General features: G+C 61.4%; 18 protein-coding genes and 1 pseudogene. 3 read left to right on the plus strand and 16 right to left on the minus strand.

The features are described 5' to 3' along the window. Both KVQ82_RS14650 and KVQ82_RS14655 read left to right on the plus strand, forming a co-directional pair. The gene (locus KVQ82_RS14650) at window positions 1-1,128 is read left to right on the plus strand and encodes an acyl-CoA dehydrogenase (protein ID WP_222019265.1); all 1,128 of its coding nucleotides are present in this window, start codon (window positions 1-3) and stop codon (window positions 1,126-1,128) included. Between the two features lie 119 nt (window positions 1,129-1,247). Further along, window positions 1,248-2,021: an enoyl-CoA hydratase gene (locus KVQ82_RS14655; RefSeq protein ID WP_222019266.1), complete on the plus strand. Its 774-nt coding sequence runs from the start codon at window positions 1,248-1,250 to the stop codon at window positions 2,019-2,021. A 115-nt stretch (window positions 2,022-2,136) separates the two neighbouring features. Here the strand turns inward: KVQ82_RS14655 and KVQ82_RS14660 are convergent, their stop codons facing one another. From KVQ82_RS14660 to arnB, 14 genes and pseudogenes are all read right to left on the minus strand, one after another. After that, the gene (locus tag KVQ82_RS14660) at window positions 2,137-3,288 is read right to left on the minus strand and encodes an acyl-CoA dehydrogenase family protein (protein ID WP_222019267.1); all 1,152 of its coding nucleotides are present in this window, start codon (window positions 3,286-3,288) and stop codon (window positions 2,137-2,139) included. Between the two features lie 3 nt (window positions 3,289-3,291). Continuing rightward, window positions 3,292-4,398 carry an enoyl-CoA hydratase/isomerase family protein gene (locus KVQ82_RS14665; protein WP_222019268.1) on the minus strand — a complete coding sequence of 369 codons (1,107 nt, stop codon included), beginning with the start codon at window positions 4,396-4,398 and terminating at the stop codon, window positions 3,292-3,294. A gap of 236 nt (window positions 4,399-4,634) precedes the next feature. Continuing rightward, the gene (locus KVQ82_RS14670) at window positions 4,635-5,321 is read right to left on the minus strand and encodes an HPP family protein (RefSeq protein WP_108182677.1); all 687 of its coding nucleotides are present in this window, start codon (window positions 5,319-5,321) and stop codon (window positions 4,635-4,637) included. A gap of 154 nt (window positions 5,322-5,475) precedes the next feature. Then, complete coding sequence (locus tag KVQ82_RS14675) at window positions 5,476-6,654, minus strand: MFS transporter (RefSeq protein WP_222019269.1); 1,179 nt, start codon at window positions 6,652-6,654, stop codon at window positions 5,476-5,478. Window positions 6,655-6,795: 141 nt separating this feature from the next. Further along, the gene (locus KVQ82_RS14680; RefSeq protein ID WP_222019270.1) at window positions 6,796-7,314 is read right to left on the minus strand and encodes a GNAT family N-acetyltransferase; all 519 of its coding nucleotides are present in this window, start codon (window positions 7,312-7,314) and stop codon (window positions 6,796-6,798) included. Between the two features lie 81 nt (window positions 7,315-7,395). Further along, entirely contained in the window at window positions 7,396-8,994 is a 1,599-nt protein-coding gene (locus KVQ82_RS14685; protein WP_222019271.1) for a glycosyltransferase family 39 protein, read from the minus strand. A gap of 15 nt (window positions 8,995-9,009) precedes the next feature. Continuing rightward, window positions 9,010-10,370, minus strand: a pseudogene (locus tag KVQ82_RS14690) (UDP-glucose/GDP-mannose dehydrogenase family protein). Beyond that, the gene (arnF, locus tag KVQ82_RS14695; protein WP_222019272.1) at window positions 10,367-10,780 is read right to left on the minus strand and encodes a 4-amino-4-deoxy-L-arabinose-phosphoundecaprenol flippase subunit ArnF; all 414 of its coding nucleotides are present in this window, start codon (window positions 10,778-10,780) and stop codon (window positions 10,367-10,369) included. Before arnF ends, KVQ82_RS14690 begins: the two are co-directional and overlap by 4 nt. Further along, window positions 10,777-11,121 carry a 4-amino-4-deoxy-L-arabinose-phosphoundecaprenol flippase subunit ArnE gene (gene arnE, locus KVQ82_RS14700; protein ID WP_041063803.1) on the minus strand — a complete coding sequence of 115 codons (345 nt, stop codon included), beginning with the start codon at window positions 11,119-11,121 and terminating at the stop codon, window positions 10,777-10,779. The genes arnF and arnE overlap by 4 nt, the downstream gene beginning before the upstream one ends. After that, window positions 11,118-12,767 (minus strand): lipid IV(A) 4-amino-4-deoxy-L-arabinosyltransferase, encoded by a 1,650-nt coding sequence (gene arnT, locus KVQ82_RS14705; protein ID WP_222019273.1) that lies wholly within the window; start codon window positions 12,765-12,767, stop codon window positions 11,118-11,120. Before arnT ends, arnE begins: the two co-directional genes overlap by 4 nt. Further along, window positions 12,764-13,648, minus strand: coding sequence for a 4-deoxy-4-formamido-L-arabinose-phosphoundecaprenol deformylase (gene arnD, locus KVQ82_RS14710; RefSeq protein WP_041063807.1), 885 nt, complete (start codon window positions 13,646-13,648; stop codon window positions 12,764-12,766). Before arnD ends, arnT begins: the two co-directional genes overlap by 4 nt. Continuing rightward, window positions 13,648-15,639: a bifunctional UDP-4-amino-4-deoxy-L-arabinose formyltransferase/UDP-glucuronic acid oxidase ArnA gene (gene arnA / locus KVQ82_RS14715; protein WP_041063809.1), complete on the minus strand. Its 1,992-nt coding sequence runs from the start codon at window positions 15,637-15,639 to the stop codon at window positions 13,648-13,650. The genes arnD and arnA overlap by 1 nt, the downstream gene beginning before the upstream one ends. Next, window positions 15,636-16,667 carry an undecaprenyl-phosphate 4-deoxy-4-formamido-L-arabinose transferase gene (gene arnC / locus KVQ82_RS14720; protein ID WP_041063810.1) on the minus strand — a complete coding sequence of 344 codons (1,032 nt, stop codon included), beginning with the start codon at window positions 16,665-16,667 and terminating at the stop codon, window positions 15,636-15,638. Before arnC ends, arnA begins: the two co-directional genes overlap by 4 nt. Next, entirely contained in the window at window positions 16,664-17,812 is a 1,149-nt protein-coding gene (gene arnB, locus KVQ82_RS14725; protein ID WP_222019274.1) for a UDP-4-amino-4-deoxy-L-arabinose aminotransferase, read from the minus strand. Before arnB ends, arnC begins: the two co-directional genes overlap by 4 nt. Before the next feature lie 438 nt (window positions 17,813-18,250). On the opposite strand from arnB, the gene xerC reads away from it, so the two are divergent. Further along, a complete protein-coding gene (xerC, locus tag KVQ82_RS14730; RefSeq protein ID WP_108182683.1) occupies window positions 18,251-19,141 on the plus strand; it encodes a tyrosine recombinase XerC in 891 nt (296 codons plus the stop codon). Here the strand turns inward: xerC and KVQ82_RS14735 are convergent, their stop codons facing one another. Together KVQ82_RS14735 and KVQ82_RS14740 are read right to left on the minus strand one after the other, a co-directional pair. Continuing rightward, entirely contained in the window at window positions 19,142-20,200 is a 1,059-nt protein-coding gene (locus tag KVQ82_RS14735; protein WP_222019275.1) for an ABC transporter ATP-binding protein, read from the minus strand. Further along, window positions 20,197-21,792: an iron ABC transporter permease gene (locus KVQ82_RS14740; protein ID WP_222019276.1), complete on the minus strand. Its 1,596-nt coding sequence runs from the start codon at window positions 21,790-21,792 to the stop codon at window positions 20,197-20,199. Before KVQ82_RS14740 ends, KVQ82_RS14735 begins: the two co-directional genes overlap by 4 nt. Between the last annotated feature and the right edge of the window lie 3 nt (window positions 21,793-21,795).

Genomic DNA, 21,795 nt, shown 5'->3' on the forward strand with positions numbered 1-21,795 from the left:
ATGATTCCCAACGAAGACCAAACCCAGATCCGCGACATGGCCCGGCAGTTCGCCGAGGTACGGCTGAAACCGTTCGCCGCCGAGTGGGATCGCGAACATCGTTTCCCCAAGGAAGCCATCGGCGAAATGGCCGAGCTGGGCTTTTTCGGCATGCTCGTGCCGGAACAGTGGGGCGGTTGTGACACCGGTTACCTGGCCTACGCCATGGCCCTGGAAGAAATCGCCGCCGGCGACGGCGCCTGCTCGACCATCATGAGCGTGCACAACTCGGTCGGCTGCGTGCCGATCCTCAAGTTCGGCAACGACGACCAGCGCGAGCGCTTCCTCAAACCGCTGGCCAGCGGCGCCATGCTCGGTGCCTTCGCTTTGACTGAACCGCAGGCCGGCTCCGATGCCAGCAGCCTGAAAACCCGGGCACGGCTGGAGGGCGATCACTACGTGCTTAACGGCTGCAAACAGTTCATCACTTCCGGACAGAACGCCGGGATCGTGATCGTGTTTGCGGTGACCGATCCGAGTGCCGGCAAGCGCGGCATCACGGCGTTCATCGTGCCCACCGATTCACCGGGTTACAAAGTCGCCCGAGTCGAAGACAAACTCGGCCAGCACGCGTCGGACACCTGCCAGATTCTGTTTGAAGACGTGAAAGTGCCGGTGGCCAATCGCCTGGGTGAAGAGGGGGAAGGCTACAAAATCGCCCTGGCCAACCTTGAAGGCGGACGTGTCGGTATCGCTTCGCAAGCGGTGGGCATGGCCCGTGCCGCGTTCGAAGCGGCCCGCGACTACGCCCGCGAGCGCGACACCTTTGGCAAACCGATCATCGAACACCAGGCCGTGGCCTTCCGCCTCGCCGACATGGCCACGCAGATCGCCGTCGCCCGGCAGATGGTGCATTACGCCGCCGCGCTGCGCGACAGCGGTCAGCCGGCGCTGGTCGAGGCTTCGATGGCGAAACTGTTCGCCTCGGAAATGGCCGAGAAAGTCTGCTCGATGGCGTTGCAGACGCTGGGCGGTTACGGTTATCTCAACGACTTCCCGCTGGAACGCATTTACCGCGATGTGCGTGTCTGCCAAATCTACGAAGGCACCAGCGACATTCAGCGCATGGTCATCTCACGCAACCTTTAACCCCAACCCTTTGTAGGAGCTGCCGCAGGCTGCGATCTTTTGCTTTTGATTGTTAAAAACAAGATCAAAAGATCGCAGCCTGCGGCAGCTCCTACAGGGTACAAATTCAGGAGTCATGTATGAGCTACGAAACGATTCTGCTGGAAGCCCATGGCCGCGTCGGCCTGATCACCCTGAACCGTCCGCAGGCGGTGAATGCGTTGAACGCGCAACTGGTCAGCGAAGTGAACCACGCCCTTGATGCTCTGGAAGCGGATGCGAACATCGGTTGCATCGTCATCACCGGTTCGAAGAAAGCCTTCGCCGCCGGCGCTGATATCAAGGAAATGGCCGAGCTGACCTATCCGCAAATCTACATGGACGACCTGTTCAGCGACAGCGACCGCGTGGCCAACCGCCGCAAGCCGATCATCGCTGCGGTCAACGGTTTCGCCCTTGGTGGCGGCTGTGAACTGGCGTTGATGTGCGACTTCATTCTGGCAGGCGACAACGCCAAATTCGGCCAACCGGAAATCAACCTCGGCGTGCTCCCGGGCATGGGCGGCACCCAGCGCCTGACCCGCGCGGTGGGCAAAGCCAAGGCCATGGAAATGTGCCTCAGCGGGCGGATGATCGATGCGGTGGAGGCCGAACGTTGCGGCATCGTTGCGCGGATCGTACCGAGCGATGAACTGCTCGACGAGGCGCTGAAGGTCGCCGCGGTGATCGCCAGCAAGTCGCTGCCGATTGCGATGATGGTCAAGGAAAGCGTCAACCGTGCGTTTGAGGTCAACCTGACTGAAGGCGTGCGTTTCGAGCGCCGGGTGTTCCACGCGGCGTTTGCGACGCAGGATCAGAAGGAAGGGATGGCGGCGTTTGTGGCCAAGCGCGCGCCGGAGTTTACCGGTAAGTAATGTTGCGTCCTCACTGACGCTATCGCGGGCAAGCCCGCTCCCACAGGTTTTCTGGAGTACACAACTTTTGTGAACGACAGAATTCCCTGTGGGAGCGGGCTTGCCCGCGATGCTTTTACAGTGGGTAGTTCTTCAGCTCCCGCGCAATTACCATCCGCTGAATCTCGCTCGACCCCTCATAGATCTGGGTGATCCGCGCATCGCGGTAGTACTTCTCGACCGGATAGTCCTCCAGATACCCGTACCCGCCATGAATCTGAATCGCCGACGAGCAAACCTTTTCGGCTATCTCCGAGGCGAACAGTTTGGCCTGCGACGCCTCCGACAGACACGGCTTGCCCGCCGTACGCAGGCGCGCCGCGTGCAGGATCATCAAGCGCGCCGCGTTGATTTGCATGTGCATGTCGGCCAGCAGGTTGGCGATGCTCTGGTGTTCATTGATCGGCTTGCCGAACTGGATGCGATCACGGGAGTACACAAGCGCCGCTTCAAACGCCGCCCGGGCGATGCCCAAGGCTTGCGCAGCAATGCCGATGCGCCCGCCTTCGAGGTTGGACAGGGCAATCGCCAGACCCTTGCCGCGTTCGCCGAGCAGATTGGCCTCGGGAATGCTGCAGTTGTTCAGGGTCACTGCGCAGGTGTCGGAGGCACGGATGCCCATCTTGTGTTCGGTGCGATCAACGATGAAACCCGGCGTATCGGTGGGCACCAGGAATGCAGAAATGCCTTTCTTGCCCAGATCCGGGTCGGTCACCGCAAACACGATCGCCAGTTTCGCCCGTTTGCCATTGCTGACGAATTGCTTGGCGCCGTTGATCACCCACTGGCCGTCGCGCAATTCGGCGCGGGTGCGCAGGTTGTGCGCCTCGGAGCCGGCCTGCGGTTCGGTGAGGCAGAAGCAGCCAATGACCTGACCGCTGGCGAGGTCGGCCAGCCAGGTTTGTTTCTGTTCTTCGCTGCCGTAATTCATGACCGGCCCACAACCCACCGAGTTGTGGATGCTCATGAATGCGCCAGTCGCGCCGTCACCGGCTGAAATTTCTTCGACGGCCAGCGCATAGGCGACGTAATCAACGTAAGTGCCGCCCCATTCCTCGGGCACCACCATACCGAGCAAACCGAGTTCGCCCATCTTCGCCACCAGTGCGTCGTCGATCCAGCCGGCCTTTTCCCAGGCTTGCGCATGCGGCGCGATTTCGCCACGGGCAAAGTCCCGGGCCATGTCGCGGATCATCACTTGTTCTTCAGTCAGTTCGAGATCGTGCATGGCTCAGCTCCCGCTCTCATCAAAACCGTTAAAGAAACTCGCGACATGCTCGGCGTCCAGCGCGGCGAGGGTCGGCGGCTTCCAGCGAGGTGTCTTGTCTTTGTCGATCAGCAGGGCGCGCACGCCTTCGATCAGGTCGCCGCGTTCGAACCACTGACGATCCAGATGCAGTTCGAGGGCGAAGCAGTGTTCCAGGCTCAGTTGCCGACCGCGACGGAGCATCTCCAGGGTCACGGCCATCGCCAGCGGCGAGCGGGTCTCCAGCAGGTCAGCGGTGGTCGTCGCCCACTCATGGCTGTCGGCGACGGTGACGGCGCGCAGTTGCTCGACAATGCTCGGCACGTCCGGCAGGGCGAAGAAATGGTCGATGGCCGGGCGCAACTTCTCCAGCGGCGCATCGCTCAGGGTTTGCACGCCGTTTTTCGCCAGCAGGCCCTGCAGATCCTTGAGCGGCGTGTCGTGCCATTCCAGGTGATCGAGTTGTTCGTCGAGGCTCGCCAGTTGGCGGCTGTCGACAAACCAGTCCGCCAGCCCGCAATACAGCGCATCCGCCGCACGAATCTGCACACCGCTGACGCCCAGATAGATCCCCAGTTCACCGGGAATGCGCGAGAGGAAATAGCTGCCGCCGACATCGGGGAAATAACCAATGGCCACTTCCGGCATCGCCAGACGGCTCTTCTCGGTGACCACCCGCAGATCCGCACCTTGCACCAAGCCCATGCCGCCGCCGAGGACGAAACCGTCCATCAACGCCAGTACCGGTTTGCGGTAGTGATGAATCGTCAGGTCGAGGGCGTATTCCTCGACGAAGAAATCTTCGTGCAGCGTGGCGCCGCTTTTGAAACTGTCGTACAGGGAACGAATATCGCCACCGGCGCAGAAAGCTTTTTCACCGGCACCGCGCAGCACCACCGCGTGCACATTGGCATCAGCAGCCCAGGCATCGAGTTGCTGCTGCAACTGGCGAACCATGTCGAGGGTGATGGCGTTGAGACCGGCGGGGCGGTTGAGGGTCAGGTGACCGATGTGGTTGCGAACCTCGGCCAGCACGTCGTTTTGCGTGGCATCCATGGACGGCGTCCGCGGGGATGAAGCCTGAGCAGTCATCACTAACTCCCTGCTTTTATTGTCTTTATTCGAGAAGCTCGCGCGCGAGCGTTGACGGATCGTAACAGTGCAAATTTGCCGTGTACAACGGGGATATGTGCAGGGGGAGTTTGCGTTTTTGCCTTAGGGAAAAATCGGATGTGCTTGTGTAGGAGCTGCCGAAGGCTGCGATCTTTTGATCTTGAAAAGATCGCAGCCTCGTTGCACTCGACAGCTCCTACAGGGAGAGTGAGGTGTCAGGTGAAGACTTCGCCGATGCTGCGGCGTTTGGCGTGCAGCTCGCTGGCGTGGATCAGTTGTTCGAGGTCTTCGGGAGTGACGTCGATAAAGGCTTCCATCTCAGCCAGTGCCCGTTTCAAATCCTCGGCGGTAATTGACTGACTGTCGACGGGAGTCTGCAGCGGCGCGGGTTCGGCCGGGCGTTTCGGGTAGCGGATGCGCGTCAGGTTGTTGTAGGCCAGCGCACTGAGCAGCATGCAGGCGGCGGCGAGCATCACCGGTTCCATGGCTTTCCAGTCCAGGGCAATGGTGGCGGGATCGGCCAGCACCAGTGTCAGCGCCAGTGCGCCGGCCGGTGGGTGCAGGCAACGCAACCAGCACATCAGAATCAGCGCCATGCCTGCCGCCAGACAGGCACTGCCCAGGGTTCGCCCAAGAACATGAGCCACCAGCAACGCAATGACACTGGCGCACAGATAGCCGCCGATGATCGACCAAGGCTGCGCCAGCGCACCGGAGGACACGGCGAACAACAGCACCGCCGAAGCGCCCAATGGCCCGATCAGGTGATACGCCACTTCATGGCCGAATACCTGACTGCACGCCCAGACACTGAACAAGGTGCCCAGCGCCATACCAATGGCGGCGCGGCTCCATTCGGTGGGGCGGGTGTTGATGGCGGCGGGGAACCAGCGAGCGAGCATGTGAATCGGGTCCTTGCAGTAAATTCGGGGCAAAAAAAAGGACTTGTCCGTTTCGGAAAGTCCTCGAAGCGTTCCAACTATTGGGGGAGGAACGCGCACAGTGTGCCGTGCAAATTCGATGCTGACAAATTCATATAAATGCTGCTTCAGTGCATTATTTTTGAATTATGGCCACGCGGCGTCCACTGACAAAACATAGATACCCACCCAGAGCCGCCAGAGCGCTCAGGGCGTAGAACATGCTCGGCGCCGGCGTGTGCATCAGCAGAAACCCGCACATCACCGGACTCAGCGCACCGCCCAGTGCCGCGAGGTTTTGCGCGCCGTAATAACTGCCGCGCAGCGCCTCCGGCGCGAGGGTATCGACGAAGAGGAAATCCGCCGGGTAAATGATCATCTCGCCGAGGGTGAAGATGAACATCGCCACGCACCAGCCGACGAGGCTGTCCGCCAGGCTGAAACCGATCAGACCGACGATGAACAACGCCGTGCCGCCGGCAATCCAGAACCGCAGGTGCTCGCGCTTGAGAAAGCGCCCGATCTGGTATTGCAGCAGGATCACCGTGATCGCGTTGCAGGCCAGCAGGGCGGCCATGGTGTCGAGTGTCTGTTCTTGGGTATGGGTCACCAGCAGGTATTGCGACAGGTACAGGGTAAAGCGCCCGTGAACCAGGGTGCTGAGCAGACAACCGAGGGTGAACAGGATCATCGTGCGGTCGTTTTTCAGGATGATCAGGGTGTTCAGGAAACTCTGTGGTGGGCTGGCCTGCGACAGCGGACTGGTCTCGCGGGACACGCCCAGCAGCAGGAAAACGCTGCCGGCGGCAATCAGCCCGGCGACGATAAACGGCGCTGAAGGCTGAACCCCGGCAATCACAACACCGATCATCGGGCCCACGGCGTAGCCAATGTTGGTCAGCGTGTAGTTCAGTGAAAATGCCTTGACCCGCTGGCCGACCGGCAGGTTTTCACTGAGCATCGCTTTGGAGCAGATCAGGAACAGTGCCGACGCCGTTTCACTGATGATCAGCACCAGCGTGACCAGATACAGATTCTGCGCGAACGTCAGCAGCATCAGGCCGACACCGCTGGAGAGCATGGTCAGGATCAACAGCTGACGCTTGTCGAGGCGATCGATGATGTAGCCGCCGTACAGCGACAACAGCGTGGCACTGAACACGGCGATGCCCAACAGCAGACCGACGTCCTGCGGGTTGAGGCCCAGTTTGTTGCTGAGGAACAGGGTCAGTAGCGGACTGATCAGGGCACGGCTGATGACGATGCTCAGCGAGGTGATCATCAGTCGGCGTATCAGGCGGGAGTAGGTGGCCACGGCAGTGCAAATGTCCTTATTTTTATGATGAAACCCGTGTGGGAACGAGCCTGCCCGCGAATACCGAGTGTCAGGCGCCAACGCAGTTGACTGACAGGACGCTATCGCGAGCGGGCTCGTTCCTACAAGGGATTTGTCCTGTCAGGGCAAACTCAGCTGCATGGCGCAGCGTCGCTCGGCGGCAAAACCCTGTTCGATTTCGTTCTGCAGGGCATCGAGCAAATGCGCTTCGTGCTCACCGGGTGCGACTTCCACAAACCCCATCCGCTGATAAAACCGCGCATTCCACGGCACGTCGCGGAACGTGGTCAGGGTCACGGCGCGCATCTGTTCGCGGCGGGCATGTTCAATCGCGGCCAGCAGCAGTTGACGGCCCACGCCCTGACCCTGAAACACCAGGCCGACGGACAGTTCCTCAATGTGCAGTTGGTTGCCGACATCCAGCGCGCGGATAAACCCTGCGAGCTGCGCCGAGGTGTTTTCGGCGACCCAGACGTGGGCATGGTCGATGAATTGGCGATGTTGCGCGGCGCTGGCCACGTCGGTGTCGGCCAGCCAGGCGAGGGTCGGATCTGTGCGAAACAGCTCGGCGGCCGAGCGTTCAATGGCGGGGAGGGCGGCGGCATCATTCTGCCGCGCCCGGCGTACAACAAAACTCATGGTCAAGAAATCCCTGTAGGCGCTGTCGCTGGCTGCGATCTTTTTCCCGAAAGCGCAAAAGATCGCAGCCTCAATCAGTTCCTACAAGGGTTTCAGGTACAGCAGCACGTAATCGTTCTTGTCGAAACGGCCGGTCAGTACCGGTTGCAGACCCGCCAGCGAGGTGCCCTGCAGCGATTGCAGGTCCTTGCTGTCCATCATCAGCCAGGCCGGGCCTTTGAGGGCTTCGAGTTGCTGCACCGTTTCGGTGAACTGCGGTTGCAGGTCCTGCTCGACGTTGACCATGAACTTGATCGCCTTGGCGTCTTTGCCCATGCCGTGCAGCACCAGCGGTGCCGGGTTCTGCTGCACCTGCGCGAACGCGGCGCGACTGAACACCTGCGTGTCGTACAAGCGTCGCTCCACCGGTTCGAACACCGCGGCATACACCATCCACAACGCGAGTACCGAGCACAGCGCCAGCACTTCGGCACGCCAACGCGGCATCAACAAGCGCGACAACGCGAGCAATTGCAGAACACCGAGTACGATCAGCACCAGAGTCAGACCGTCGAGCTGCTCGGGGAAGCGGCGTTTGGCAACCAGCAGGGCCACCATCAACAGTCCCGGCGTCACCAGCCAAATGCCTTGGATCACCCCACGCAATACGCGGAACACCCGACCGTGCAGCACCTGAAACGGGTACGCCGCGATGATCGCCGCCATCGGCAACATCGGCAGCAGGTAACGCGCCTTCTTCGCCTGCGGAATCGACAGGCCAATCATGACGATCAGCCCGGCAGCCGCGCAGTATTGCACCAGACGCAAGGCCGGCCCGCGCTGATGCGGTTTGCTCAGCCAGGTCGCCGCCAACGCCAGGATCGCCAGCGGATACGCCAGTGCGTAGTTGCCCATGGAACTGGTGAAGTAATACAGCGAACCGCTGACGCCTTCACTGCCGTCCATGCGCCCCATGAACTGCATGCGGATCACGTCTTGCAGGAACGCTTCGCCGCCACTGAGTCTGGCCAGCCACAACAGCAGCCCCACGCACGCGGCGAGCAGGATCGACGCCAGCACACCGAACACCAACAGGCGTTTCCACTCACGATTGAGCAGGTAGTAACTGCAGAGCATGCCGGTCGGCACCACCAGGCCGATCGGCCCGCGGATACCAAAACCCAGCAGCAACAGAACAAAGATCAGCGGCCAGCGTCGGCGCGAACCGAAGTGGTCGTGCGCGTAACCCAGATAAAACACCGACAGCGCCACGGCTGCCAGCATCAGGTCTTGCGACACCGCGCGCACTTCGGTGACGAAGGTGCTGGTGAGCATCAGCAGCGCAATGCTGATCAACGCCCAGCGTTGCGAATGCACCGCCAGCAAGCGGTACATCAGTGTCACGATCACACCGCCGGCAATGGCGCTGGGCAGCCATGCCGTCAGGGTATTGATCGCGCCGAAGGGCAGCGACAACAGCCAGATGAACAGCGTCGAAAGCGCCGAATAATCGGCGTAAGGCTGCCCGTAGGTCGTCGGGAATACCGTTGGCCCGTGCCTGAGCATCTCTTGGGCAAACAGCACAAAACGTGAATCGAAGCCAATGGGAGCCTGTCCGTAAACCCCGGCGATAAACAACAGCAGTGCCAGCAGCCCTGCGATCAGGGACTGCCGGCGGATGACAGGCGACAACGTGATCAAGCGACTTCCGCTTTGTTAGGCCACTGCTGCAGTGGCATCGGCAGTTTGCGCGAATCGCCTCGGCCGATCGGGAAGTACTTGAAGCCATTGCGCGCCAGACGCTCGGCGTCGTACAGGTTGCGGCCGTCGAAGATCACCGGGGCTTTCAGGCGTTGCTCGATCAGGTCGAAATCCGGCGCCTTGAATTGCTGCCATTCGGTGCAGATGATCAGCGCGTCGGAACCCGCCAGCACCGATTCCGGGGTGCCCATCAACATCAGTTTTTCTTCGTTCGGGTACAGGTGCTGGGTTTCCTGCATCGCTTCCGGGTCGAACGCGCGCACACTGGCGCCGGCGGCGAACAGCGAGTCGAGCAGCACGCGGCTCGGTGCATCGCGCATGTCGTCGGTGTTCGGCTTGAACGCCAGGCCCCACAGGGCGAAGGTCTTGCCGCGCAGGTCACCCTTATAGAACGCGTTGATACGGTCGAACAGCTTGTGCTTCTGCCGCTCGTTGATCGCTTCGACCGCTTGCAGCAGGTCGCTGGAGCAGTGCGCCTGCTCGGCGCTGTGAATCAGCGCGCGCATGTCTTTGGGGAAGCACGAGCCGCCATAACCGCAGCCCGGGTAGATGAAGTGGTAACCGATGCGCGTGTCGGCACCGATGCCCTGACGGACCGATTCGATGTCGGCGCCCAGGTGTTCGGCCAGTTCGGCGATCTGGTTGATGAAGCTGATCTTGGTCGCCAGCATGCAGTTGGCGGCGTATTTGGTCAGCTCGGCGCTGCGCAGGTCCATGAACATGATGCGGTCGTGGTTGCGGTTGAATGGCGAGTACAGGTCGCGCATCACATCGCGCACGTCGTCACCTTCGCAGCCAATGACGATGCGGTCCGGACGACGGCAGTCGGACACCGCCGAACCTTCCTTGAGGAATTCCGGGTTGGAGACGATATCGAACTGCAGCTCACGACCGGCCTTGTCCAGCGCGGCTTGAATGTGCGCACGCAGGGTGTCGCCGGTGCCAACCGGTACGGTGGATTTCTCCACCAGAATCAGCGGCTGCTCACGGTGGCGCGCCACCGCGTCACCCACCGACAGCACGTATTTCAGATCAGCCGAGCCGTCGTCGCTGGACGGTGTACCCACGGCGATGAATGCGACACGACCGTGCTGCACGGCGAGTTTTTCATCCGAGGTGAAATGCAGGCGGCTGGAGTCCAGACCTTCGCGCACCAGGCTCGACAGGCCCGGTTCGAAGATGCTGACGTGACCCTGGCGCAGCAGTTCGACTTTCTTCTGATCGATGTCCATGCACACGACGTCGTGACCGACTTCGGCCAACACGGCGGCCTGCACCAGACCGACATAACCGCTACCAAATACTGTGATTTTCATGGAGCACTCCTGAATTCGGGCGCACGAGACGGACGAGTGTTAATAGTGATGACCCCGAGCATGACCAGTGCCACGCCCAGCGATTTAGTGAAACTGAACGATTCGTTGAACAGCGGCAGACTGGCCGCCAGCAGGTACACCAGCGCATAGCTGATGCTCAACAGGGAATAGGCCCGCCCCAGCGGCAGATCGCGCAAGGCCGCGAGCCAGCAGAGCATCGACAGGGCGTAGGCGAAAATCGCCGCCACCACCACGGCCATTGCCGACAGATCGACACTGCCGGTGCTCAACGCCGCCAGCCATTGTTCCGGTTGCGGCAGGCGCGTCATGCTCCAGCGCATCCCCAACTGGGCAGCACTGACCAGACCCACGCTGGCCAGCGCAAAACCGATACCTCGTGCCTGGTTCATGACTGTTGCCCCAGCAAAACCACGCCACCGATCACCAGCGCCACGCCCAGCCAATGCTGGCGGTCGATGGGCTCGCGAAAGACGAAGCGGGCAATCAGGGTGATCAGCACGAAGTTGAGGCTGAGCATCGGGTAAGCGATGCCCACTTCAAGACGTTGCAACACCAGCAGCCAGACCAGCAGCCCGCTGCCGAGTGAAAACAGCGCCAGCCACAACCACGGCGAACGCAGTTTGTCAGCCCACGACGACTCAACGCCGCGCCAGCTCTCCACGGCGAATTTCTGTGCGACTTGCCCCAGACACGTCAGCAGACACGCTGTCAGTAACAGCAACCAACTCATGACGGATCCTTGGGCAGCACCATGATCACCAGATTGCCCGATTCGTAACGGGTACCGTCTTTAGGCAGCAGATCGAGTTCTTCAAGTTCGTCCTGACCCTTGACGCGCATCAGCACGCCGACCGAGCCGCTGCGGCGCGCTTCACGTACCCATTGCTGAACGTTGTCTTTGGTGAGTCGGCGTTCAGCACCTTCCGGGTAGGACAGACCGTACTTCAGTTCGCCGACCGTGTTGTACAGCGCGACTTGCGGTTGTTTCATGCGCCAGGCCAGTGCCGCTGCGGCGCCCAGATCGTTGCTCAGCAAGTGCGTGGCACCGGACAGTTCAGTGACGTGATGGCGGATGAACTGATCCGGGGTTTTGTTGGCCACCACCGATTTGGGCAACGCCGCCGGCAGGATCCCGGCCAGCAACAGGCTGCCCAGCGCTGGTGCCGCCCAGCATTGCAGCGGCAGGAACGCTTGCGCCAGGTTGGCGATGATCCAGCCGATCAGGGCGATGAACACCAGCACCATGCTGTGCAGTTCGTGGTCGTACACCGGTTTGTTCAGTTGCAGGTAAACCAGTGCGATCAGGGTGACCACACCCAGCAGCAGGTTCAGCAGACCATTGATCCCCAGCGCCCGACCTTGTTCGAGACGCAGACGATCAGCCAGCGCATTGCCCAGCAGCAGTGCCAATGGCAGCAGACACGGCAGGATGTAGGTCGGCAGCTTGCCGTTGCTCAGGCTGAAAAAGCCCAGCGGCAACCCCAGCCACAACAGCAGGAAAACCATGTTCGGCTGGGCCCGGGTTTGCCAGGCTTGCTTGAACGCGGTCGGCAACAGGCCAACCCACGGCAGACTGAACGCCACCAGCAGCGGCAGGTAAAACCACCATGGCGCATCGTGCTGCGCATCGTCACCGGCGAAGCGGCGGATGTGTTCGTGCCAGAAGAAAAACCGCCAGTAATCCGGTTCCTGTGCGTGCACCGCCAGTGCCCACGGCAAGCTGACGACGATCGCGATGGCGATGGCCACCGGACCGAACACCAGCAATTCACGCCAGCGTTTCTGCCAGAGCATCCACGGCAACGCGATCAGCACCGGCAGCAACCAGGCGAGAAAGCCCTTGGTCATGAAGCCCATGCCGCAGGCCAGCCCCAGTAGCGCCCAGGCGCCCAGGCGGTGCCCGGTGCTTTTGCTGTCAAGCGCAAACCACAGCGCCACCAGACTCAGGTTGACCCAGAAGGTGAATTGCGGATCGAGGTTGGCGTAACCGGCCTGACCGGCGACGACTGTGAAGCTCATGTAGAGCTGGGCGCAGACGAAGCTCTTGCGCGGATCGTTCCATAGCCTGCGCGCGACCAGGTAGGCCAGCAACACACTCAAAGCCGTGCTGAGGGCCGACGCGAAGCGCACGCCGAACAGGTTCTGCCCGAACAGTTCCTGGCCGATGGCGATCATCCAGTAGCCGGCAATCGGCTTCTCGAAATAACGCAGGCCCATGAAATGCGGCGACACCCAGTTGCCACTGAGCAGCATGTCCTGGCTGATCTGTGCGTAACGGGTTTCGTCGGGGATCCACAGGCCATGGGTGCTCAACGGCAACAGATAGGCCAGCAGACAAAGACCGACCAACAGCGGCAGTGCCCAGCGTCTGGTCATGCGCCTTGCACTCCCAGCCAGCCTTCGCGGCCTTCGAGCGCACCGCGTTGCACGCGGCCCACGGGCAAGGTGTTGAAATACTCGGGCAGCAAGTTGCCCAAGGGTTGGAAGTCAATGTGGCGCTGGCGTGCATCGGCCAGCAATTGACGAAAGTCCTGAGCCATCAGAATCCCTTCTACTTCGGCATGAATGGTGTAGACGTTGAGTGCTTGCGACTGGAACCGGTCGAGGATGAAGGCGTTGAAGTCCTTCGCTGCCACGTGCGGGCCGACGACCTCGTCGAAGGTCGGCAGGTCCACTGGAATCTGCGGCGTGCCCGGTGTGCCGTCCGCCAGCAGCGGACGGAATAGGCTCTGCCCACGGCAATCGCTGTTGTAGCGAAAGCCGAAAGTCTGCTTGGCCTCGATCACGCGCTCGTCCGCACGCCAACCGGCGGCGGCCGAACACTGGATCTTTTCGCCGAGGATGTCGCTCAAGGTGTCGACGCCGCGACGGATCTGTTCGATCAGTTGCGCGTCACTCCAGCGACCGGCATTGGCCTGCCAGCCATGGTGATCCCAGGCGTGCAGGCCAACCTCGTGACCGGCGTCCCGGGCCTGACGCATCAGGTGCCCGAGATCACGGCCAATCGGTTTGCCGGGCCAGGCGGTGCCGGCTAGCAGAATGTCCCAGCCGTAGAGGCCGGCAGCGTTGGAACGCAGCATTTTCCAGAGGAACTGCGGGCGGATCAGGCGCCACAGATGCCGGCCCATGTTGTCCGGGCCGACACTGAAGAAAAACGTTGCCTTGACCTGTGCCTCGTCGAGCATCTCCAACAGACGCGGCACACCTTCTCGGGTGCCGCGGTAGGTGTCGACATCGATACGAAGACCTGCCTGCATTACTTCTTGTCCGCGATTTCGAGCATGGCTTCACGCAGGAAGAAGTCCAGGGTGTTGCCGATGGTCTCGCGCATTTCCACGGTCGGCTCCCAGTTCAGCAGGCGCTTGGCGTTGGCAATGCTTGGTTTGCGGTGTTCCACGTCCTGGTAACCGGCACCGTAGAACGCCTTGCTTTCCACGTCGCGGAAACCGGCGAACGGCGGGAAGTTGTGACGCAGCGGGTGTGCTTCGAACTGACGCAGCAGCTCCTCGCCCAGTTGACGGATGCTGGCTTCGTTGTCCGGGTTGCCGATGTTGATGATCTGACCGTTGCAGACATCGTTGTCGTTGTCGATGATGCGCGCCAGTGCTTCAACGCCGTCAGCGATGTCGGTGAAGCAACGCTTCTGCTCGCCACCGTCGAACAGGCGGATTGGCGTGCCTTCCACCAGGTTGAGGATCAACTGGGTGATGGCGCGGGAGCTGCCGATACGCGCCGAATCCAGACGGTCCAGACGCGGGCCCATCCAGTTGAACGGACGGAACAGGGTGAAGTTCAGGCCCTTGGCGCCGTAAGCCCAGATCACGCGGTCCAGCAGTTGCTTGGAGACCGAGTAGATCCAGCGCTGCTTGTTGATCGGGCCAACGATCAGGTTCGAGCTGTCTTCGTCGAAGTTCTTGTCCTGGCACATGCCATAGACTTCGGAGGTCGACGGGAAGATCACGCGCTTGTTGTACTTGACGCAGTAGCGAACCAGCTTCAGGTTTTCTTCGAAGTCCAGTTCGAATACGCGCAGCGGGTTGCGGGTGTATTCGATCGGCGTGGCGATGGCCACCAGCGGCAGGACCACGTCGCACTTCTTGATGTGGTACTCGATCCACTCGGAGTGAATGCTGATGTCGCCTTCGACGAAGTGGAAGTTCGGGTGGCTGCGCAGGCGGTCGATGGCGTCGGAGCCGATGTCCAGACCGTAGACTTCGTAGCGGTCGTCACGCAGCAGGCGCTCGGACAGGTGGTTACCGATGAAGCCGTTGACACCGAGGATCAGCACGCGGGTACGACGTGGCGCACGCCCGGATTCGGCGCCGCGCAGCAGCGAGCCATCCACCAGACCCAGTTCGTTGGCCAGTTGCGGGCCGCTGAGGTACAGACCGTTGTCGTTGCGCTGACCGGCGTTGATCACCAGCGAGTCCTGACCGCAGGCAATGCGCAGCGGATCGACGCTGATCACGCGGCCTGGCGCCTGGCCTTCGTTGCCCTTGACGACTTCGGCGCTCCAGACGATCAGTTTGTGCTCGCCCACGGCGCAGAACGCGCCCGGGTAAGGACGGGTCACGGCGCGCACCAGGTTGAACAGTTCTTCGGCCGGTTTGGCCCAGACCAGCTTGCCGTCCGCCGGGGTACGACGACCGAACACGGTGGCTTTCGATTCGTCCTGTGGGGTTTCAGTGATCTTGCCTTGCAGCATGTTCGGCAGGGTGTCGCGCAGCAGGTCGCTGGCGGCGGTGCGCAGTTTGGCGTGCAGGGTCAGGCCGGTGTCGCTGCGTTCGATGGCAACACGCTGTTGAGCAACGATGGCGCCGGCATCGGCGCGCTTGACCATGCGGTGCAGGGTCACGCCGGTTTCGGTTTCGCCGTTGACCAGCACCCAGTTCGCCGGAGCGCGACCGCGGTAGCGCGGCAACAGCGAACCGTGCAGGTTGAATGCACCCTTTTTGGCCAGGGCCAGCAGTGGCTCGCTCAGCAGGTTGCGGTAGTAGAAGGAGAAGATGTATTCCGGGTCCAGCTTGGCGATGCGCTCGATCCACAGTGGGTGGTTGGCGTCTTCCGGCGCGTGTACCGGGATGCCTTTGTTGGCGCACAGCTGGGCCACCGACGCATAGAACGCGTTTTCTTTCGGATCATCGGCGTGAGTGAACACTGCTGCAATGTCAAAGCCGCTGTTGAGCAGGGCTTCAATGCCGGCGCAGCCAATATCGTGGTAGGCGAAGACAACAGTTTTTGCACTCATGAGAGAACCTGATCGGAAGTGGAAGAAGTAGCGGTAGAAGAAAGACCATCAACGGTGACGGCAGGGGCCGGATCGGCCGGCTGGCTGCGCAACACCTTTTCGATGAAGAAACGCGGACGGGCGCGGACATCGCTGTACATGCGGCCCAGGTATTCACCCAGCAGGCCCATGCCGATGAACTGGCCACCGGTGAACACGAACAGCACGGCGAACAGCACGAACGTACCGTCACCGGCCCAGCCGGCACCGAAGGCCAGACGCAGAACGATCAGCGCAACAGCGAACAGCACACCCAGACCGGCCATGGCGAAGCCGACGATGCTGAGCAGGCGCAGCGGCGTGGTGGTCATACAGGTCACCAGATCGAACATCAGGTTGATCAGGCGCATCGGGCTGTATTTCGAGTCGCCGTGTTCACGCTCGGCGTGGGCCACGACGATTTCGGTGGTGTGACGGGCGAAGCTGTTGGCCAGGATCGGGATGAACGTGCTGCGTTCACGGCAGGCGAGCATCGCGTCGATGATGGTGCGGCGGTAGGCACGCAGCATGCAGCCGTAGTCGCTCATGGCAACGCCAGTGGAGCGCTGCACGGCAAGGTTGATCAGCTTCGACGGATAACGGCGCAGCGCCGAATCCTGACGATTGCCGCGCACGGTGCCGACCACGTCGTAACCTTTTTCGGCCTCGGCCACCAGTCGCGGGATTTCTTCCGGCGGATTCTGCAGGTCGGCGTCGAGGGTGATGACCACGTCGCCCTTGCACTGTTCAAAACCGGCCATGATCGCGGCGTGCTGACCATAGTTGCGGTTGAGAATGACCGCCACGAACGGGCTGTTTTCACGCCCGGCGGCTTCTTCAAGCATGTTTGCCGATTCGTCGCGGCTGCCGTCGTCGACCAGCACGATTTCAAAATCGTGGTGCAACTGGCGGCAGGCCGCCTCGGTACGACGCAGCAACTCGGGCAGGCTTTCCTGTTCGTTGTAGACCGGGATGACGATCGACACGCTACGGATTGGATAAGGTTTCACAGGCGTTTTTCCATGATGTGTGCGATGGCACCGACCACCCGGTCAAGGTCTTGACCGGTCATATCGGGGAACAGCGGAATCGAGCACAGCCGCGCCGAGTTCCATTCGGTGTTGGGCAGGTAGAGGTCGGGGTCACGCTGGCGATACCAGGTGTGCAAGTGGGTGGCGATGAAATGGATACCGGTGCCGATGCCCTGATCCTGCAACGCCTTCATGAAGGCTTCGCGGTCCATGCCGCAACGCTCGCTGTCGATGCGCAGGATGAACAGGTGCCAGGCATGTTGCTGGGCATAGTCGGGCAGGGCCAGCGGTTGCACCGGCAGGCCTTCGAACTTTTGCAAATAGGTCGCGGCCAGTTCGGTGCGGCGGGCGTTGATTTCGTCCAGGCGCTGCAACTGCACCAGGGCAATCGCGGCGTTGATGTCGGCCAGGTTGTACTTGAAGCCCGGTTCCATCACTTGCGCCTGCGGCTTGCGGCCACCAGTCAGACGGTCATAGGCGTCGACGCCGAGGCCGTGGAATTTGAGCATGCGCACGCGGCTGGCGAGGGCTTCGTCGTCGGTGACGAACATCGCGCCTTCGGCACAGGTCATGTTCTTGATCGCGTGGAACGAGAAGATCGCCGTGCCTTGCGAACCGACGTGACGGCCCTTGTAGCGCGTGCCGGCAGCGTGGGCGGCGTCTTCGATGACCGGGATGCCGTGTTTGTCGGCCAGGGCATACAGCGGATCGAGATCGAATGCTGCGCCGGCATAGTGCACCGGGATGATCGCTTTGGTTCGCGGAGTGATGGCCGCTTCGATGCGCGCAGCGTCGGTCATCAGCGTGTCGCGGTCGACATCGACGAACACCGGTTTGGCGCCCAGCAGGGAGATCATGTTGGCGGTCGAGACCCAGGTCTGCGACGGGGTGATGACTTCGTCGCCCGGGCCGATGCCCAGGGCCAGCAGCGTGATGTGCATCCCGCCGGTGGCCGAAGACAAGGCCACCGCGTGCTTGCAACCCACGTACTGCGCAAATTGCTCTTCGAGTGCCTGGTTTTTCGGCCCCGTGGTGATCCAGCCCGAGCGCAACACCTGCTCGACAGCGGCAATTTCTTCATCGCCGATACTGGGGCGAGAGAAGGGGAGAAACGCCTGACTCATGGGCACCTCATTGCAAAAAATAAAAGGATGGACTCACGCAACTGTTGGATCCAACCACAGCGTAGACGCAGAAAAGCGCTCCTGCATCAATAACTTGGCAAAAAAAGCATGACGTCGGGGATAGATTGACTTTTCACGATTTGCCCGGCAGGTTGGGGCATAGCCACTACCGAACCTATGGGAATTAAGGTTATGCCGGTTTTTGTGAAAGGAACATGAAAAACCGGTTGGCGAATCGTTTATCTGTCACTTATACAGCCGCTGTTCAGGCTTCTGCCGTCCATCGCGGTTTTTTGTCCGACAGTGCAGCTCAAGTACCTTCTTTACTTCAAGTACATTGCATTTGTTAGTTGTTGTAGTGCTGTACATTTTTTACTCAAGGTTTAACGTTTGATTGATTTAGTTGCTGCAACCCCCGACGCTCCAAAAACCAACCCGATGAGCCTGTACCTCGCGCGTTTGGCGCCCTCCAGCCAATTGACCATGCGTTACGTGCTGCAAGATGCGGCCGATCGCCTGGGCTTTGAAGACATGAATGTCGAAGAGATTCCCTGGCATGCCTTGCAACCAGAAGATGTTGTTGCACTGGTTGCTGCATTACGCGCAGACAACTACGCACCGAACACTTCTTCGTTGTATGTGAATGCGGTGCGCGGGGTGATGAATGAGGCCTGGCGCATGAGCCTGATCAGCCAGGAACATCTTTTGAAGATGCGCTCGGTCAAGGGCATTGCCGGCACACGGTTGTCCCAGGGGCGCAATCTCAAGCGCACGTTGATTCATGAATTGATGGAAGTCTGCGCCGCCGACCCGCGCCCGCAGGGCCTGCGTGATGCGGCGATCATCGCGTTGCTGTACGGCACGGGTATGCGCAAGTCGGAATCGGTGGATCTGGACCTGAATCAGGTCGACTTCACAGAGCGCAGCCTGTGCGTCACCGCCAAGGGCAACAAGCAGTTGATCAAGTACGCGCCGGCGTGGGCATTCAGCAAGCTTGATGCGTGGCTCGAACTGCGCCGTTCGCAGCTCAAGGAAGGTGAGAGCGACGATGCCTTTCTGTTCAACCGCATTCGCCGTGGCAGCCACATCACCCGCGAGCGCATTACCAAGCATGCGATCTACTACATTGCCCGTCAGCGCGGCACGCAGGTCGGAGTGAAGATCATGCCCCACGACTTCCGTCGCTCGTTCATCACTCGGGTGATCGAGGAGCACGACCTGTCGATTGCGCAGAAACTGGCGCATCACAGCAACATCCAGACCACCGCCAACTACGATGTGCGCGATGACAACGAGCGGCGGCGAGCGGTGGATCGCTTCGATCTCTGATCAGTTCAGGCCAAACACATGCGCCGCACCGAGCACCGACAGCTGCACCGCGCTGCCGGCGGGCGGTGCGTGCATACCGGTGCTGCGCACCAGAATCGAACGGGCCGGATCCTGAGTCGCGGATGAACTCAGTTCAACCGTCAAAGTGCAGGTGTTGCCGGCAAAATCACGGTCGGTGACCCGCGCGTGGCAGCCGTAACTGTCAGAGGCGACCTCGGCGATCTGCAGTTGTTCGGGGCGCAGCATGATTTGCGCAGCGCCACTGAAACCGTTGCTGTTCACCGCCACCTGACCCAGATCGCAATGCGCCCAACCCGCCTTGATCTGCGCGGGCAGGACCACCGCTTCGCCGAGAAAGTGCGCGGTCTGTTCATCCTCCGGATAGCGGTAGAGATCCATCGGATGCCCGGACTGCACCAGCCGGCCACTGCGCATCACGGCCAATTGATCGGCAAACGACAACGCCTCGCTCTGATCGTGAGTCACCAGAATGGTGGTGACGTCGGCGTCTTCGAGCAGGCGCGCAACCATTTTGCGCATGGCACTGCGCAAACCGGTGTCGAGGGCGGAGAACGGCTCATCCAGCAGCATCAGTCGTGGTTGTTGCGCCAGAGCGCGGGCCAGCGAGACCCGCTGTTGCTGGCCGCCCGACAGCTCATGCGGCCAACGGTGGGCCATGTTGGCGTCGAGGGCCACGCTGTCCATCAACTCAAGGATGCGCTGGGTGCGGGCCGCTCCGGTCAGGGCCAGACCGAAGCCGATGTTCGCCGCCACCGTCATGTGCGGGAACAACGCACCGTCCTGCGGCACGTAGCCGATCTGCCGTTGATAGGCCGGCACCGCGTGGCTGCGGTCGACCAGCGTCTGGCCGTTGAGCGTAAGGCTGCCGCTGTCGGGGAATTCGAACCCGGCGATCATCCGTAACAGTGTGGTTTTGCCGGAACCGGAGGGGCCGACGATCACCGTGCGGCTGCCGGTCGGCACGTTGAGGCTGACGTCGTCGAGCGCCTTCTGCGCGCCGAAGGTTTTACTGAGGTTGTGCAGTTCGAGAGCGTTCATCGGCCAGCGGTACGCCTGGATTGGTGATAGAGAATGGCCGTCAGCGGCAGTGAAAGCAGGATCATCAAAAACGCGTAAGGCGCTGCGGCGGCGTAATCGATTTCGCTGGTCATCGCCCAGAAACCGGTAGCGAGGGTGCGCGTGCCGTTGGGCGCGAGCAGCAGGGTTGCGGTCAGCTCATTGGTGATTGCCAGGAACACCAGCGCCGCACCTGCCGCCGCGCCGGGAGCCGCCAGGCGCACAGTGATCAGCCACAATGCGCGCAACGGCGAGCGGCCAAGGCTTTGTGCGATGTTTTCCAGCTCGACCGGGGCTTGCGCGAAACCGGCGCGCAGACTGACCAGCGCCCGCGGCAGGAACATCAGCAGATAGGCCAAGAGCACCGTGATGGTGGTCTGGTAGATCGGCCGGGCGAAATGAATGGTCACGGTGACCAGCGCCAAAGCAACGACAATGCCGGGCAGTGAACTGGTGATGTAGTTGCAGCCTTCCAGCAAGCGCTGGAGCTTGCCCGGAGAGCGGATCGACAGCCACGCAATGGGAATCGCCGCGACACTGGTCAACAATGCGCCGGCCACGCCATACGACAGGGTTTGCAGCAAGGCTGGCAACAGCTCGTCGCCTTGCCAGACCTGCAGACCACCGGCCACCAGCCAGCGGCCCAACGTGAGCAACGGCACACCAAGTGCCAACAGGCACGTCAGCGTTTGCAGCAGCAGCGCCAAGGTTGTCGCGCCGCGCCCCAGTTGCACGCTGCGCTGATCCCGGGCGCTGCCGGAACCGACCCGCGCATAACGCGCCTGGCCACGAGCAGCGGATTCCGCCGTGAGCATCGCCAGACAGCACAGCGCCAGAACGCCAGCGAGCATGTTGGCGGCCGGGCCGTTGAAGGTCGATTTGAACTGATCGAAGATCGCCGTGGTGAACGTGTCGAAACGGATCATCGCGTACAAGCCGTATTCGGCCAGCAAATGCAGGCCGACCAACAAGGCTCCCCCGCAGATGGCCAGCCGCAGTTGCGGCAACACCACCCGGAAAAACACCGCCCACGGCTTCAGCCCGAGGGACTGAGCGACATCTTCAATCGCCGGATCGAGACGGCGCAAGGTCGCGGCAATCGGCAAATACAGAAACGGGAAATAGGCGATCACCGACACCAACACGCCGGCCGGCAGACCGTGGATCGACGGAATCAAACTGACCCACGCATAACTGTGGACGAACGCCGGCACGGCCAGTGGCGCAACCGCCAGCAGCGACCACAGACGCCGGCCGGGCAGGTTGCTGCGTTCGGTCAGCCAGGCCAGGGTTGTCCCGAGCACAATGCACAGCGGCAAGGTGATCAGCACCAGCAGCACGGTGTTGATCAGCAACTCGCCAACGCGCGGGCGAAACACCAGGGCTTCGAGGGTCGCCCAACCGGTGTACCACGCCACGCCGATCACGAAGGCAATCGGCAGCAGTGACAGCAACGACACCAGCACCGCCGAGCTCACCACCCACGAACTGCCGCGCCCGGCCAGCGTGCGGGGCGGGTGGAGGAGGTTGGCGGGGGCCGTCACCACGGCCGGTGCAGGCAAGGTTTTGGGCATCAC

The sequence above is a fragment of the Pseudomonas sp. AO-1 genome, from assembly GCF_019775695.1.
GTDB classification, from domain to species: Bacteria; Pseudomonadota; Gammaproteobacteria; order Pseudomonadales; family Pseudomonadaceae; genus Aquipseudomonas; species Aquipseudomonas parakoreensis.